The 14,135-nt window shown below is 63.9% G+C and carries 13 protein-coding genes; 10 read left to right on the forward strand and 3 right to left on the reverse strand.

What is annotated here, in order from left to right:
• Position 1 precedes the first annotated feature (1 nt).
• Positions 2–2,380 carry a phosphoenolpyruvate synthase gene (ppsA, locus tag M0D43_RS21285; protein WP_260807594.1) on the reverse strand — a complete coding sequence of 793 codons (2,379 nt, stop codon included), beginning with the start codon at positions 2,378–2,380 and terminating at the stop codon, positions 2–4.
• 142 nt (positions 2,381–2,522) lie between these two features.
• On the opposite strand from ppsA, the gene ppsR reads away from it, so the two are divergent.
• The 3 genes from ppsR to M0D43_RS21300 all read left to right on the forward strand — a co-directional run bounded on the left by ppsR (position 2,523) and on the right by M0D43_RS21300 (position 4,632).
• The gene (gene ppsR, locus M0D43_RS21290; protein ID WP_010373220.1) at positions 2,523–3,344 is read left to right on the forward strand and encodes a posphoenolpyruvate synthetase regulatory kinase/phosphorylase PpsR; all 822 of its coding nucleotides are present in this window, start codon (positions 2,523–2,525) and stop codon (positions 3,342–3,344) included.
• A 205-nt stretch (positions 3,345–3,549) separates the two neighbouring features.
• Positions 3,550–4,059, forward strand: a complete 510-nt coding sequence (locus M0D43_RS21295; protein WP_101363955.1) for a DUF1249 domain-containing protein — start codon at positions 3,550–3,552, stop codon at positions 4,057–4,059.
• 84 nt (positions 4,060–4,143) lie between these two features.
• Positions 4,144–4,632: an NUDIX hydrolase gene (locus tag M0D43_RS21300; RefSeq protein ID WP_260807596.1), complete on the forward strand. Its 489-nt coding sequence runs from the start codon at positions 4,144–4,146 to the stop codon at positions 4,630–4,632.
• 375 nt (positions 4,633–5,007) lie between these two features.
• Here the strand turns inward: M0D43_RS21300 and M0D43_RS21305 are convergent, their stop codons facing one another.
• Positions 5,008–5,766, reverse strand: a complete 759-nt coding sequence (locus M0D43_RS21305) for a 3-hydroxybutyrate dehydrogenase (protein WP_252162918.1) — start codon at positions 5,764–5,766, stop codon at positions 5,008–5,010.
• 84 nt (positions 5,767–5,850) lie between these two features.
• On the opposite strand from M0D43_RS21305, the gene M0D43_RS21310 reads away from it, so the two are divergent.
• From M0D43_RS21310 to M0D43_RS21330, 5 genes are all read left to right on the forward strand, one after another.
• A complete protein-coding gene (locus M0D43_RS21310) occupies positions 5,851–6,513 on the forward strand; it encodes a CDP-alcohol phosphatidyltransferase family protein (protein WP_252162919.1) in 663 nt (220 codons plus the stop codon).
• A gap of 55 nt (positions 6,514–6,568) precedes the next feature.
• Positions 6,569–7,795 carry a class III poly(R)-hydroxyalkanoic acid synthase subunit PhaE gene (phaE, locus tag M0D43_RS21315; protein ID WP_260807597.1) on the forward strand — a complete coding sequence of 409 codons (1,227 nt, stop codon included), beginning with the start codon at positions 6,569–6,571 and terminating at the stop codon, positions 7,793–7,795.
• Positions 7,792–8,868, forward strand: a complete 1,077-nt coding sequence (locus M0D43_RS21320) for a class III poly(R)-hydroxyalkanoic acid synthase subunit PhaC (protein ID WP_252162920.1) — start codon at positions 7,792–7,794, stop codon at positions 8,866–8,868. The genes phaE and M0D43_RS21320 overlap by 4 nt, the downstream gene beginning before the upstream one ends.
• 114 nt (positions 8,869–8,982) lie before the next feature.
• On the forward strand, positions 8,983–9,180 hold the full coding sequence (locus M0D43_RS21325; RefSeq protein ID WP_252162921.1) for a PspC domain-containing protein: 198 nt from the start codon (positions 8,983–8,985) through the stop codon (positions 9,178–9,180).
• Entirely contained in the window at positions 9,177–9,665 is a 489-nt protein-coding gene (locus M0D43_RS21330) for a hypothetical protein (RefSeq protein WP_260808310.1), read from the forward strand. The genes M0D43_RS21325 and M0D43_RS21330 overlap by 4 nt, the downstream gene beginning before the upstream one ends.
• Here the strand turns inward: M0D43_RS21330 and M0D43_RS21335 are convergent.
• Positions 9,623–10,834 (reverse strand): NAD(P)/FAD-dependent oxidoreductase, encoded by a 1,212-nt coding sequence (locus tag M0D43_RS21335; protein WP_252162922.1) that lies wholly within the window; start codon positions 10,832–10,834, stop codon positions 9,623–9,625. The genes M0D43_RS21330 and M0D43_RS21335 overlap by 43 nt on opposite strands.
• Positions 10,835–11,024: 190 nt before the next feature.
• Between M0D43_RS21335 and M0D43_RS21340 the strand changes: the two genes are divergently transcribed.
• Entirely contained in the window at positions 11,025–11,252 is a 228-nt protein-coding gene (locus M0D43_RS21340; protein WP_101363962.1) for a hypothetical protein, read from the forward strand.
• 103 nt (positions 11,253–11,355) lie between these two features.
• The gene (locus M0D43_RS21345) at positions 11,356–13,716 is read left to right on the forward strand and encodes a Tex family protein (protein WP_252162923.1); all 2,361 of its coding nucleotides are present in this window, start codon (positions 11,356–11,358) and stop codon (positions 13,714–13,716) included.
• The last annotated feature ends 419 nt before the right edge of the window (positions 13,717–14,135 follow it).

The raw sequence follows: 14,135 nt of genomic DNA on the forward strand, positions 1-14,135 counted from the left end.
GTTATCCCTCGCTCTTAAGCTTGGCCAGACGCAGCCAGGTGTCGACCACGGTGTCGGGATTCAGCGACACCGATTCGATGCCTTCCTGCATCAACCACTCGGCCAGCTCCGGATGATCCGACGGCCCCTGGCCGCAGATGCCCACGTACTTGCCCTTGGCGCGCGCAGACTTGATCGCCATCGACAGCAGCTTCTTCACCGCCGGGTTCCGCTCGTCGAACAGGTGCGCCACGATGGACGAATCGCGGTCCAGACCCAGGGTCAGCTGGGTCAGGTCGTTGGAGCCGATCGAGAAGCCGTCGAAGATCTCCAGGAACTCGTCGGCCAGCAGCGCGTTGGACGGCAGCTCGCACATCATGATGATCTTCAGCCCGTTCTCGCCCTGCTTGAGCCCGTTCTGCTCCAGCACCTCGATCACCTTGCGGCCTTCTTCCAGCGTGCGCACGAACGGAATCATCACCCAGAGGTTGTCCAGGCCCATTTCGTTACGCACCTTCAATACCGCCTTGCACTCCAGCGAGAAGGCCTTGGTGAAGGACGGATCGACGTAGCGGCTGGCGCCACGGAAGCCGATCATCGGGTTCTCTTCGTGCGGCTCGTAACGCGAGCCGCCGATCAGGTTGGCGTACTCGTTGGACTTGAAGTCCGACAGACGCACGATCACCGTGTTTGGCGCCACCGACGCGGTCAGCGTCGCGATGCCTTCGGCCAGACGGTTGACGTAGAAGCTGACCGGATCGCCGTAGCCGGCAATCTTGGCGTCGATCTTCTTGCGGACGTCGGCATCCTGCTTGTCGTATTCCAGCAGCGCGTTGGGATGGATGCCGATGTGCGCGGCGATGATCATTTCCAGGCGCGCCAGGCCGATACCGGCATTGGGCAGCTGGCCGAAGTCGAAGGCACGCTCCGGGTTGGCCACGTTCATCATGATCTTGAGCGGGGCAGGCGGCATGTTGCCCAGGTCGGTGGTGGTGCGCTCGAACGGCAGCAGGCCTTCGTAGATGAAGCCGGTGTCGCCTTCGGCGCAGCTCACGGTCACTTCCTGGCCGTCGCTGAGCACGTCAGTGGCGTTGCCCGAGCCCACCACGGCTGGCACGCCGAGTTCACGCGCGATGATGGCCGCGTGGCAGGTACGGCCGCCACGGTTGGTGACGATCGCCGACGCGCGCTTCATCACCGGCTCCCAATCGGGGTCGGTCATGTCCGCAATCAGCACATCGCCTGCCTGCACGCGATTCATGTCGTCCAGCGAGCGCACCACGCGTGCCACGCCGCTACCGATCTTGGCGCCGACCGCGCGGCCTTCGACCAGAATCTTGGCGTCCTTGGCCTCCAGCGAGAAGCGCTCGATCTGGGTGGCGTGGCTGCGCGACTTCACCGTTTCCGGGCGCGCCTGCACGATGAACAATTTGCCGCTCACGCCATCCTTGGCCCACTCGATATCCATCGGGCGGCCGTAATGCTTTTCGATCACCAGCGCCTGCTTGGAAAGCTCCTGCACGTCTTCGTCGCTGATCGAGAAGGTGCTGCGCAGATCCACCGGCGTGTCTTCGGTGCGCACACGCTCGCCCGGCACATCCGAGTACACCATGCGAATGGCCTTGCTACCAAGCGAGCGACGCAGGATCGCCGGCTTGCCCGCAGCCAGCGTGGGCTTGTAGACGTAGAACTCGTCCGGGTTGACCGCGCCCTGCACGACCATTTCGCCCAGGCCGAAGCTGGAGGTGACAAACACCACGTCGCGGAAACCGGACTCGGTGTCCAGGGTGAACAACACGCCGGCAGCACCCACGCCCGAGCGCACCATCAGCTGCACGCCGGCCGACAGGAACACGTCTTCGTGCTTGAAGCCATGGTGCACGCGATAGGCAATCGCGCGGTCGTTGTAGAGGCTGGCGAACACTTCCTTGACCTTGTGCACCACGTCGTCGGCGCCGGTCACATTGAGGAAGGTTTCCTGCTGGCCTGCGAACGAGGCGTCCGGCAAGTCTTCGGCGGTTGCCGAGGAGCGCACGGCAACCGCAACGTCGCCGCCGCCATTCTCGGCGCACAGTTGTTCGTAAGCGGCGCGGATGTCGCGGTCCAGTTCCGGCTGCAGCGGTGCGTCGATCACCCAGCCGCGGATTTCCTTGCCGGCCAGCGTCAGCGCGTTCACGTCTTCGACATCCAGCGTTGCCAGCTTGTCGAAGATGCGCTTGGACAGATCGTTATGGGCGATGAAGTCCTTGAAAGCTTCCGCAGTGGTCGCATATCCACCCGGAACCGAAACGCCCAACCCGGCAAGGTTGCCGATCATCTCGCCAAGTGAGGAATTCTTACCGCCTACGCGGGCCAGGTCGGCCAGGCGTAGCTCATGCAACCACAGGATATTCTCGTTCAAGCGCGATGCTCCGTATGGCCATCGCCCGAGCGGGCTGGATGGCCGCGTCCGTAGGAAGAAGCCGCTATGATGCAGTGCACAGCGGAATATGCACAAGCATGAACCCGAAGTTTTGAACACTAGTTCTAAAGAGGTGGTCTTGATGTCAACAATTCGGCCGGTGTTTTACGTCTCCGATGGAACCGGTATCACCGCTGAAACGATTGGGCATAGCTTGCTCACGCAGTTCAGCGGGTTCAACTTCGTCACCGACCGCATGTCGTTCATCGATGATGCAGAAAAAGCGCGCGACGCCGCGATGCGTGTGCGCGCTGCGGGCGAGCGGTATCAGGTGCGTCCGGTCGTGGTCAATTCGTGCGTGGATCCACAATTGAGCATGATTCTGGCCGAAAGCGGTGCGCTGATGCTGGATGTGTTTGCGCCCTTCATCGAGCCGCTGGAGCGCGAGCTCAACGCGCCGCGTCATTCGCGAGTGGGCCGCGCGCACGGCATGGTCGATTTCGAAACCTATCACCGCCGCATCAACGCGATGAACTTCGCGCTGAGTCACGACGATGGCATCGCACTGAATTACGACGAGGCCGATGTGATCCTGGTAGCGGTGTCGCGCGCGGGTAAAACGCCGACCTGCATCTACCTGGCCTTGCATTACGGCATTCGCGCCGCCAACTATCCGCTCACCGACGAAGATCTGGAAAACGAACAGCTCCCGCCGCGGTTGCGTAATTACCGTAGCAAGTTGTTCGGTCTGACGATCGATCCGGAGCGGCTGCAGCAGATTCGGCAGGAGCGGCGGGCCAATTCGCGCTACAGCGCGGCAGAGACCTGCCGGCGCGAAGTGGCGATCGCCGAGCGCATGTTCCAGATGGAGCGCATTCCCTCGCTCAGCACCACCAATACGTCGATCGAAGAAATCTCCAGCAAGGTGTTGTCTACGCTGGGACTTCAGCGCGAAATGTTTTGATCGGGGAGGGAGGATTGGACATTCGGGAGTGGTAGCCGTCTAGCGGGTCTTCGGTGGGCGTGCCCAGTGGCCGGGGGAACTGGCCTAGCAGTTCGTGCGGTGGCTTGGGAACGAAGCGGGCGGGGCAGGGCTCCGCCAAGGTAGGCCTGCGATTGGGCCCTCGTCAATGCTGCCCGTGCGGCGGCGCAGCGTGTAGGATCGGCCCATGGCGCAAGCACTGAGCAAACTCGAACGCATTCCCAAACTGAGCCGCTTTGGCTGGCTGATGGGCTTGTATGCAGAAAACTTCCAGCATCTGACCCGGCTGTTCGCTCCGGCCGATCTGGCCCCCGGTTCCTATGTGTCGTCGATCGGCGACGGCCTGAACCTGCGGCTGGACGTGATCGAGTGCCACCGCTACACGGTGGAATTGCGCTTGACCTACGACCTGTGCGACCCGGTGACTGGCGAGCCGGACCCGTCGGCGTATGTGCGCCTGTATCGCGACGCACGCCAGGCCGAGACCACACATTGCTATGTCGGTCGTCGCTGGCAGGACGTGATGGGCATGTTCCCGCCGCCGGCCGAGCTGATCAGCCACCGCATGCGGATGAATACGTTCCTGGGCAAGTGGCTGGAGTACCTGGCCGAGCGTGGTCACGGCGTTGCGACGCTGCGCCTGGATACCGATTACGTGGCACCGCCGCGGCCCAACCCGCAGGCCGCCGTCGGCTGAGCCAGCGTTGCCGCGGCGTACGCCACGCCGCTTCGGTCATACCGCTTCAGTCATACTGATGCGCTTCATGTCAGATCGCGTGCCATGCCCTATACCCCGATTGTCGCCACGCTCGGCTACCTGTTGTCGCCGGACGGCACCCAGGTGCTGATGATTCACCGCAACGCCCGTCCCGGCGACCAGCATCTGGGCAAATACAACGGCCTGGGCGGCAAGATGGAGCCGGACGAAGACGTGCTGGCCTGCATGCGCCGCGAAATTCGTGAAGAAGCCGGCGTGGACTGCGGCCAGATGCAACTGCGCGGCACCATCAGCTGGCCGGGTTTCGGCAAACAGGGCGAAGACTGGCTGGGCTTCGTGTTCCTGATCCACGGCTTCGAAGGGACGCCACACACGTCCAATCCGGAAGGGACGCTGGAATGGATCGCGATCGACCAGATGGACCAGGTGCCGATGTGGGAGGGCGATCGCAATTTCCTGCCCCTGGTGTTCGATGGCGACCCACGCCCGTTCCATGGCGTCATGCCATATCGCGACGGGCGCATGCAGTCGTGGACGTATTCGCGCATCTGATCGGTTCGCGGGCCCCCTCGCTTGCACGGGACGCGGGATACGCGTTGCCGATGCCGCGCCAGCAGGGACGTTCGCCGAAGCTGACTGCCGCATGTGGACTGCATCGGCGAGCGATGTCGGTCAGCGACCTAGCGCTCGATACCAGATCGGCGGGCAGGCCCGGCGAGCAGCGCAGCACTCGACACCCGCCAGGCTCAACCGTTCCGTTTTGAACAGCGATCATCGGCGCGCATCTCGGCTCTCTGCGGCACGGCGGACGTCACATCGTTTTCCACATCCCCTGTGGATGGACGCTGCGCAAGTCTGTGGACAGATGCGCACAGCCCTTGCGCCATCTGGCGCGCGCGACGGCTGATCAAAATTTCGCCAGCGTGGTTAGTGCGCCGTCCAGCCGCCGTCGATGGCGATGGATTGCCCGGTGATGTTGCGCGCGACATGCGACATCAGAAACGCCACGGTGCCGGCCAGCTCGTCGTAGTCGATGAAGGTGCCCTTAGGCATCGGCTTGAGCATCACATCGCGGATCACCGCGTCCTCGGCGATGCCGCGGGTACGCGCCTGATCGGCGATCTGCCGCTCCACCAGCGGGGTGCGCACATAGCTGGGGCACAGCGTGTTGACGGTGATGTCGCAATCGGCGGTTTCCAGTGCGATGACCTTGGCCAGGCCGACCAGTCCATGCTTGGCTGCGACGTAAGCGCTCTTGTACGGGCTGGCCACCAACGAGTGGATGCTGCCGATATTGACGATGCGGCCATAGCCGGCAGCGCGCATGCCGGGTAGCACGGCCCGACTGAGACGTGCTGCGCCGGTGAGCATCACATTCACCAGCAGCGCCCACTGCTGCATCGGGAAGTCTTCCAGCGCGGCCACGTGCTGCAGGCCGGCATTGTTCACCAGCACTTGCGGGGCGCGGGATGCACTGGCCAGTGCCTGCGCGATGCTGGCTGCGTCGGTGACGTCCAGCGCCAGCGCTTCGGCCGAGCCGCCAGCCTGGCGCACCGCATCCGCCGTGCGCTCGGCGGCCGGCAGTTCCATGTCGCTGACGATCAGGTGATGGCCATCGGCCGCCAACTGGGTGGCGATACCGGCGCCAATGCCGCTGCCCGCGCCGGTGATCAGGATGCTGCGCATCGGGTGTCCTCACGAAGTGATGCGCAGCCGGGAGCGGTCGCGCGGATCGCCAGCCTAGCCGAGTGTGGGGAAACGGTCGCCTGCATGGCGCGCGCGCGTTACCCTTCGCGTCTTGCTCATCTCAGGCTCCGCATGAAACGCCATTTTTCGATGCTGCGCGATTTCCAACTCGCGGACTGGTTCACACTTGCCAACGCTTTCTGCGGCACCGGCGCGGTGTTTGCGGCAATGCGGTTCCTGCAAGAGGGGCATCGTGGCGATCTGTTGCTGGGCATGGCGCTGATTCCGCTGGCATTTGTGTTCGATGCGCTGGACGGGCACGTGGCGCGTTGGCGCAAGGCATCGTCCACCTTGGGCCGCGAGCTGGATTCGCTGGCGGATGTGATTTCGTTTGGCGTGGCGCCGGCGGCTCTGGGGTATGCCTGCGGCATGCGCGGCGGCTGGGACTGGCTGGTGCTGAGCTATTTCGTCTGCTGCGGCGTGAGCCGGCTGGCGCGCTACAACGTGACGGCCGAAGAGATCGCCGGCGAGGCCGACAAGGTGCCGTATTTCGAAGGCACGCCCATTCCCACCAGCCTGCTGCTGGTGATCCTGCTCGCGGTCGCCGCCAGCAGTGGCCATATCGGCGAGACTTTGTGGTGGGGCCGGTGGCAGCTGGGGCCGTGGCAGTTCCACCCGCTGGTCTTGTTGTTTGCGGTGTCCGGCTCGCTGATGATCAGCAAGACGCTGCGAATCCCCAAACCTTGAGCGGCACGCTGGGACGCACGCGGTAGGATGGTTCGGTGAACGGTCACGGGACGGAATGATGGCAAACAGCGGTTCGGACAACGGCAACTTCGACGACAAGGCGCGCCAATACTGGGCTGCCTGGGGAGATGCCATGCGCCACGGCCAGGCCGGCGCCGCTGCGCAACAACCGCCGCCTGCGTCCGGTGGCGAGGCCCCCCAGGATTGGCGCAAGGCGGTGGATTGGTGGTCGCAGTTGCTGCCCACCCAGGCCGCACCGCAGGCGCAGGAGGCGATCAATCGCTTCCGTACCCAGGCCGGTGATTGGTTCGGCACCATGCAACAAGTGGCCGCGCAGTTTGCCGGGCGCGACACGTCGGCCAATGAAGTGGCTGATGCCTGGCGCCAAGCCGTACAAGGGCAGGGCGAACAGCTGATGCAGTGGACGCTGGGCTCGCTGCGCGGCGGCAGCCCGGGCGGGTTCGACCCGTGGCTGCAGGAAGCGGCGCAGACACTGCAAAAATGGCGGGAGGAAAACGCGCCGTGGCTGGACATGCCGGCGTTTGGTTTGAACCGCAATCACCAGTCGCGCCTGCAGAAGTTGGCCCGCGCGCAACAGGATTTCCAGGCCCAATCGGAAGCCTACGGCGAGCAACTCAAGGCGGCGATCGAGCAGGCGTTTGCGCTTTTTGCGTCCAAACTGAGCGAGCACGAAAGTAGCGGCAGCCAGTTGACCAGCGCCCGCGCCTTGTTCGATCTGTGGATCGAAGCGGCCGAAGAATCTTATGCCGACGTCGCCTTGTCGGATCACTTTCGCGAGGTGTACGGCGGCTTCGCCAATGCCCACATGCGCCTGCGCGCTGCGCTACAGGAAGAGATCGAGCAGCTTAGCGAACGCGTCGGCATGCCGACACGCTCCGAGATGGACGCCGCGCACCGCCGCATCGCCGAACTGGAACGCTTGGTCAGGAGGATGTTACGCGCCGCAGCGTCACCGCCGAGCAAGCCCACGGCGGCGCCCGAACCTGATCCGCTCGCGCCGGCCGCAGGCAAGCGTGCAGCGGCCGCCAAGCCGAGCGGTGCAGCCCGGCCGCCTACGGCAGCGCGGGCGGTGAAGCAGGGTGCATCGAGAAAGGCGTCCGTCAAAAAGTCTGCGGGCCCAAAGACGGCGGCTAAAAAGACCTCGGCCAGCACTAAGCCAGCGAAAAAGACGCCGGCTAAAAAGAGCACTGGCGCGAAACCCTCGGCCAAGCCTGCGGCTGGCCAACCCACCGCACGCAAGCCACGTGGAGCCCAGGCATGAAAGGCCCGTTGGGATTCAGCGCCGAAGACCTGATGCAGGAAACCCTGTCGATGCAACGCAAGTTGCGCGAAGGGCTCAAGCTGCTGCCGGGCGTGGACGACGTGGATTACGGCGTCACCGAGCGCGATGAAATCTGGCGCGACGGCAAGGTGGTGCTGTATCGCTTCATCGGCGAGCAGGCGCCGGTGGCCAAGACGCCGCTGCTAATCGTCTATGCGCTGGTGAATCGCCCGTACATGGTCGATCTGCAGGCGGATCGCTCGCTGGTGAAGGGGCTGCTGAGTCACGGCCAGGACGTCTACGTACTGGACTGGGGCTACCCGGATCGCTCCGAGCGTTACCTCACGCTGGAAGATTATTTGCTGCGCTACATCGATGGTGCAGTGGATCACTTGCGCGCGCAGTCCGGGCTGGAGGCGGTCGATGTGCTCGGCATCTGTCAGGGCGGCACGTTCTCGTTGTGCTACGCGGCGTTGCAACGCGACAAGGTGCGCAACCTGATCACGATGGTGACGCCGGTGGATTTCCACACCCCCGACAACATGCTGTCCAACTGGGCGCGCATGGTCGATGTGGATTTGTTCGTAGACACGATGGGTAACGTGCCGGCGGATCTGATGAACGCCAGTTACCTGATGCTCAAGCCGTTTCGGCTCAATCTGCAGAAATACGTGGGTCTGCTCGACATCCTCGACGACAAGCAGGCGCTGGAAGATTTTCTGCGCATGGAAAAGTGGATCTTCGATTCGCCCGACCTGGCGGGCGAAGCCTTCCGCGAATTCGTCACGTTGTTCTACCAGCGCAATGGGCTGGTCACCGGACAAGTAAGGATCGGCGGGCAGGCGGTCGATCTGCAGGCGCTCGATATGCCGGTACTGAACATCTACGCCGAACACGACCACCTGGTGCCGCCGGATGCCTCGCGCGCACTGCGTGGGCTGGTCGGTAGCGACGATTACAGCGAATTGAGCTTCCGCGGTGGGCATATCGGGATCTACGTCTCCGCACGTGCCCAGCGCGAGGTGCCGGTGGCAATCCATCGCTGGTTGCAGGAACGTGGCGGCAATGCCTGACATCGCTGCCTGCAGCACGCGCGGGTGACGCTGCGCTGAGCAGGCTGTGCAGCCATCACGATGTGCTCCCGTCGCGCTTTTTAGACTGTTGGCTACGTTTGCAGGAGTCTTGCCATGTCCACTAGCACGCTGTCCCGCTCCCTGAATGACCGCATGATCGCCGGTGTCGTTGGCGGCATCGCGCATCGGTTTGGCTGGAGCTCCACGCTGCTGCGCGTGTTGTTCGTGATCGTGTCGATTGCCTCGGCCGCATTTCCCGGCATCCTGGTCTACCTGATTCTGTGGCTGCTGATTCCCAACCAGGCCGACTGAATCCGGCAACGCGCGTGCGGCCTGCACTGCAGGCGCTGGGCGCGTTATGGACGCTGCCCAATACCTTGCTCGGGCTGGCGATCGGCGCTGCCGGGTGTTGCTTTGGCGCACACGCACTCTGGTCGGCGCGGGAACATGCCGTGGTCTTCCATGCCTGGCCATGGGGGCCGGGCGGGGCGATGACGTTGGGCAACGTGATCCTGCTGAAGGGTGCGTCGCTCGACCTGCAGTGCAGTACCTACGCGCACGCTGCGGGCCGTTGCGAGCATCCTCCAGTGCGCCTGGGCGACCACGAGCGCGCGCATGTGTATCAATACATGCTGCTGGGACCGCTGTTTTTGCCGGTGTACCTGTTGTGCGGGGGCATCCATCTACGCAACCCGCTGGAGCGGGCCGCCGATAGGTACGCGATGCATGGCCACGGCTGGTGGCCTTGGTGGTTTCAACCCAAACGCGAGAAGCCGAACACGTCGGATAACGGGTGAGGCCTGCCCTCCAGTTGGGCGCGTAATAAGCCGGCGCCAATCGCGCTGTAGGTAATGCCGTTGCCGCCATACGCCATCGCGAACGACACGCGTGGCCCCAGTTCGGCGTGCGGCCCGAAGAACGGCAACCCGTCGGCAGTTTCGGCGAAGGTGCCAGCCCATGCGAACGCCGGGCGCAGGCGCATATCCGGCATGGTCTTGGCAATGTTCTTCAGCAACGTCTTGAGCTTGTTCTGCACCCGCGCATCGCGGCGCGTGGGGATGTCGATATTGTCGTCTTCGCCACCGGCGACCACGCGCCCATCCGGGGTGCTGCGGACGTACACATACGGGCGCGCGGTCTCCCACATCATGGTGTGCTTGAGCGCACCCATCTCGTCATCGTGCAAGGGGTCGGTGACGAAGGCGTAGCTGCTGCGGTTACGCGCCACCCGCTGCGAGAGCCAGCGCTGGTTGGCATAGCCAGCCGCCAGGATCACGTGACGCGCGCGCACGCTGACGCCCTCTGCTGTGCGCAGTTGGACATGCTGGTCGTGCGGGTCGATCGCGGCAATGGTGGTGCGGTCGTAGATGCGCGCGCCGTACTGCTCGCACTCGCCAAACAGGCGGTAGCAGAGGCGGTAAGGGTCCACGCTGGCGGCCAGGCGGCTCAGAATCGCGCCGTCCGAATGCACGCCGTAGTTGTGCCAGAGCGGCTCGCGTCCGATCCATTCCACCGGCAGTTTGTGCTCCATGCGGGTCTCCAGCTCGCTGCGCAGGTCTTTTACATCATGCGAGCGGCTGGCGTAGTAGAGGCTGTCCTGGCGTGTGAAGTCGGTACCGCCCAAGGTATTGCACAGGCCCTGCAGATCGAGAATGGCTTGCGCGCACGCGCCATAGGCCAGCGCCGCTGCCTGCATACCGTGCTGTCTGGCCAGTTCGATCATCGGCGTATCGATTTCGTACTGCAGCAAGGCGGTGCTGGCCGAGGTGCTGCCCCAGCCGATGTCGCGCTGTTCGATCACGACCACTGCGTGTCCGTGGCGCAGCAATTCGTGCGCAAGCAGCGCGGCGGTGACGCCGCCACCGACGATGGCGATCTCGCATTGGGTGTCTTGCTCCAGGCGCGGGTAAGCGCGCATTAATCCATTGCGGATCGACCAGAACGGGTAGCCACTTTTGAGGTCCATGCGGTGGTGTATAGAGAGCGGGCGGATCGCGATTGACAGCCAAGCGGGGTGAAGCGGCCGTGAGGCGGGCCCCGTCTTGCCGCCGTCACCAAACCGCAAACAGCCGGCGTTAACGTGCGTGGAAAGCTCCTCACGGCGTGCTGGTTATCCTTGCGCCACAACGCAGCAACAGCAGCAAAAGGGTGTGGGTATGTCGATTGTCCTGTACGTCGGTGGCAGCAAAGATGGCGACAAGGGCGTGGTGCCTTACGGCTTCAGCAAGTCGCGTGCGATGACCGACGCTGGTCCTGAGGTGTATGTCGAGCGCATGGTGCCGCTGAAGGACGTCGGCAAGGTCCGTGTGATGGCGCTGGAATCGCTGCACGAAAGCATTCTGGTCGAACGCGCCGCTACCCACTACGCACGTCACGTCAGCTGAGCGCGGCGGCATAGAGTTACGACGGCGCTGTCAACGGGTTTCCGTGGCGGGCCTGCACTGCGAAAATGCTTTTTTTCAGTGAAGCGGTTCACGCCGCGCCGTCATGCACGATAGCCAGCTTGCCCAGCAGATTGCTCGCACCATCGCCGACGAGATCGGTGCCCAACCCGCCCAGGCGCGCGCCGCCATTGCCCTGCTCGATGAGGGCGCGAGCGTTCCGTTCATTGCCCGCTATCGCAAGGAAGTCACCGGCGGCCTTGACGATACCCAGTTGCGCAACCTGGAAACGCGCCTGACCTACCTACGCGAGCTGGAAGAACGCCGCGCGGCGATCCTGTCCAGCATTGGGGAGCAGGGCAAGCTCAGCGACCAATTGCGCGCCGAGATCGTGGCGGCCGACAGCAAGTCGCGGCTGGAAGATCTGTACCTGCCCTACAAGCCCAAGCGGCGCACGCGTGCCCAGATTGCGCGCGAAGCCGGTCTGGAGCCGCTGGCCGACGGCCTGCTGGCCGACCCGAACCAGGCGCCGGAAGTCGCTGCTGCGTCGTACATCGACGCAGAGAAGGGCGTGGCCGATATCAAGGCAGCGCTGGAAGGTGCACGCGCCATCCTGATGGAGCGCTGGGGCGAAGATGCCGCGCTGGTCGGCGAATTGCGCAGCTGGCTCAACGACAACGGAGTGATCCGCGCGCGCGTGGCCGAGGGCAAGGAAGAGGCCGGTGCCAAATACCGCGATTACTTCGATCATGCCGAATCGCTGTCCAAGATTCCCTCGCACCGCTTGCTGGCGCTATTTCGTGCGCGCCGCGAGGAGTTCCTGTACCTGGATCTGGAGCCGGGCGACGATGCCGAGGCCGGCCATCAGTACGCCGAGGGCCGCGTGGCGCGCAATGCAGGCATCTCCAACCAGAACCGTCCGGCCGATCGCTGGTTGCTGGATGCCTGCCGGCTGACCTGGCGCGCCAAGCTGCACATGCATCTGCTGCTGGACCTGTTCAACCAGGCGCGGGAGAAGGCCGAGGCCGAGGCGATCGCCGTGTTCGGCGACAACCTCAAGGACCTGATGCTGGCCGCGCCGGCCGGCCCGCGCGTGGTGCTGGGGCTGGACCCGGGTATCCGCACCGGTTGCAAGATCGCCGTGGTCGATGCCACCGGCAAGCTGGTGGCCACCGAGACGATCTACCCGCATGAGCCCAAGCGGCAATGGGATCAGTCGCTGCAGACGATCAAGAAGCTGTGCATGCAGCACAACGTGGAGCTGATCGCGATCGGCAACGGCACCGCCAGCCGCGAGACCGACAAGCTCGCCGGTGAGGCGATCGCGCTGTGCGGGGCAAGCAAGCTGCAGAAGATCGTGGTCAGCGAAGCCGGTGCGTCGGTGTATTCGGCGTCCGAGTTTGCCGCCAAGGAGTTTCCGAATCTGGACGTCTCGCTGCGTGGTGCCGTGTCGATCGCGCGGCGCCTGCAGGATCCGTTGGCAGAGCTGGTCAAAATCGAACCGAAGGCGATTGGCGTGGGCCAATACCAGCACGATGTGGATCAATATCGTCTGGCCAAGGCGCTGGAAGCGCGCGTGGAAGACTGCGTCAACGCGGTCGGCGTGTACGTCAATACCGCCTCGGCGGCGCTGCTGTCGCGCGTGTCCGGGCTGTCGAGCACAGTGGCGGAAAACATCGTGCGCCATCGCGACGACAATGGGCCGTTCAAGCGCCGCAAGGACCTGCTCAAGGTGCCGCGTCTGGGCGACAAGACCTTCGAACAATGCGCGGGGTTCTTGCGCATTGCCGATGGCGACGAGCCGCTGGACGTGTCGGCCGTGCATCCGGAGGCGTATCCGGTGGTCGAGCGCATCGTCAGCAGCACCGGCAAGCCGATCAAGGCATTGCTGGGCGACGGCAGTTTTTTGCGTGGCCTGAAGCCGGAGCTGTTCACCGACGAACAATTCGGTGTGCCGACCGTGCGCGACATTCTCAAAGAGCTGGAAAAACCCGGCCGCGATCCGCGTCCCGAATTCAAGGCAGCGCAGTTCGCCGAAGGCATTGAGGACATCAAGCACCTCAAGCCCGGCATGGTGCTCGAAGGGGTGGTCAGCAACGTGGCCGCGTTCGGTGCATTCGTCGATATCGGCGTGCACCAGGATGGTTTGGTGCACATCTCGGCATTGTCGGAGACCTTCGTCAAGGACCCGCGCGATGTGGTCAAGGCCGGCGACATCGTCAAGGTCAAGGTGCTGGAAGTCGATGTGGCACGCAAGCGCATCGCGCTGACCTGCCGTTTGTCCGATACGCCGCCAGCGGCGGATGGCTCAGCGCAACCGCGCCAGGCGCGCGGCCCCGGTCCTGGGCAGGGCCGGCGCGACGGTGGTGGGCGCGGTCAGGCGCAACCCAACAGTCAACCGCGGATCACCGCGCCGCCGGCCGACAATGCGCTGGCAGCTGCATTTGCACGTGCTAAGCGTCGTTAAGTCGTGCTTTTGATTGTTCGGTTGATCGGCGTGGCATGGATCTGACGTCGCAATGGGCTGGTCTGCGGTTGGGCTTGGATGTCTTAGCCGCAGATCATGACGCGATAGGTGGCGCGCACCTCTGGTTGGTTTCTTTGGTAGCTGCCATGCCGCCAGAAGCTTCGAGTGATCTGCGACGTCGTTGCAGGGCGCTTGCCCGCCCACCATCGTGGGGCACGCTGCAAGTACGTCCAGGTAAGCGCTTACGCAGCATCCATGCTACGTAAGGTCCCGCCACGGTAGGCGGACAAGGACCAGTCAGCCTGGTCGGTACGCAGCGTTTTCAACAAAGCGACCGCCAAGTTGCGCGACGCGCTGTCCTTATTCGTCAAGAAAGCAACTAGCCAGACTTTTCAGTGCCGTCGCCTGTGAATGCACCT

Origin of the sequence: Xanthomonas prunicola, assembly GCF_025266575.1 — a bacterium.
Taxonomy (GTDB): domain Bacteria; phylum Pseudomonadota; class Gammaproteobacteria; order Xanthomonadales; family Xanthomonadaceae; genus Xanthomonas; species Xanthomonas prunicola.

Bases quoted from the DNA above. Each gene is read 5' to 3' on its own strand.
- M0D43_RS21305 (WP_252162918.1), bottom strand. From the start codon at position 5,766: ATGCGCAGCATCCTGATCACCGGCGCGGGCAGCGGCATTGGCGCCGGT.
- M0D43_RS21345 (WP_252162923.1), top strand. From the start codon at position 11,356: ATGCACGATAGCCAGCTTGCCCAGCAGATTGCTCGCACCATCGCCGAC.
- M0D43_RS21310 (WP_252162919.1), top strand. From the start codon at position 5,851: ATGGCGCGCGCGCGTTACCCTTCGCGTCTTGCTCATCTCAGGCTCCGC.
- M0D43_RS21335 (WP_252162922.1), bottom strand. From the start codon at position 10,834: ATGGACCTCAAAAGTGGCTACCCGTTCTGGTCGATCCGCAATGGATTA.
- M0D43_RS21325 (WP_252162921.1), top strand. From the start codon at position 8,983: ATGTCCACTAGCACGCTGTCCCGCTCCCTGAATGACCGCATGATCGCC.
- M0D43_RS21300 (WP_260807596.1), top strand. From the start codon at position 4,144: ATGCCCTATACCCCGATTGTCGCCACGCTCGGCTACCTGTTGTCGCCG.
- ppsR (WP_010373220.1), top strand. From the start codon at position 2,523: ATGTCAACAATTCGGCCGGTGTTTTACGTCTCCGATGGAACCGGTATC.
- M0D43_RS21320 (WP_252162920.1), top strand. From the start codon at position 7,792: ATGAAAGGCCCGTTGGGATTCAGCGCCGAAGACCTGATGCAGGAAACC.
- M0D43_RS21295 (WP_101363955.1), top strand. From the start codon at position 3,550: ATGGCGCAAGCACTGAGCAAACTCGAACGCATTCCCAAACTGAGCCGC.
- M0D43_RS21340 (WP_101363962.1), top strand. From the start codon at position 11,025: ATGTCGATTGTCCTGTACGTCGGTGGCAGCAAAGATGGCGACAAGGGC.
- phaE (WP_260807597.1), top strand. From the start codon at position 6,569: ATGATGGCAAACAGCGGTTCGGACAACGGCAACTTCGACGACAAGGCG.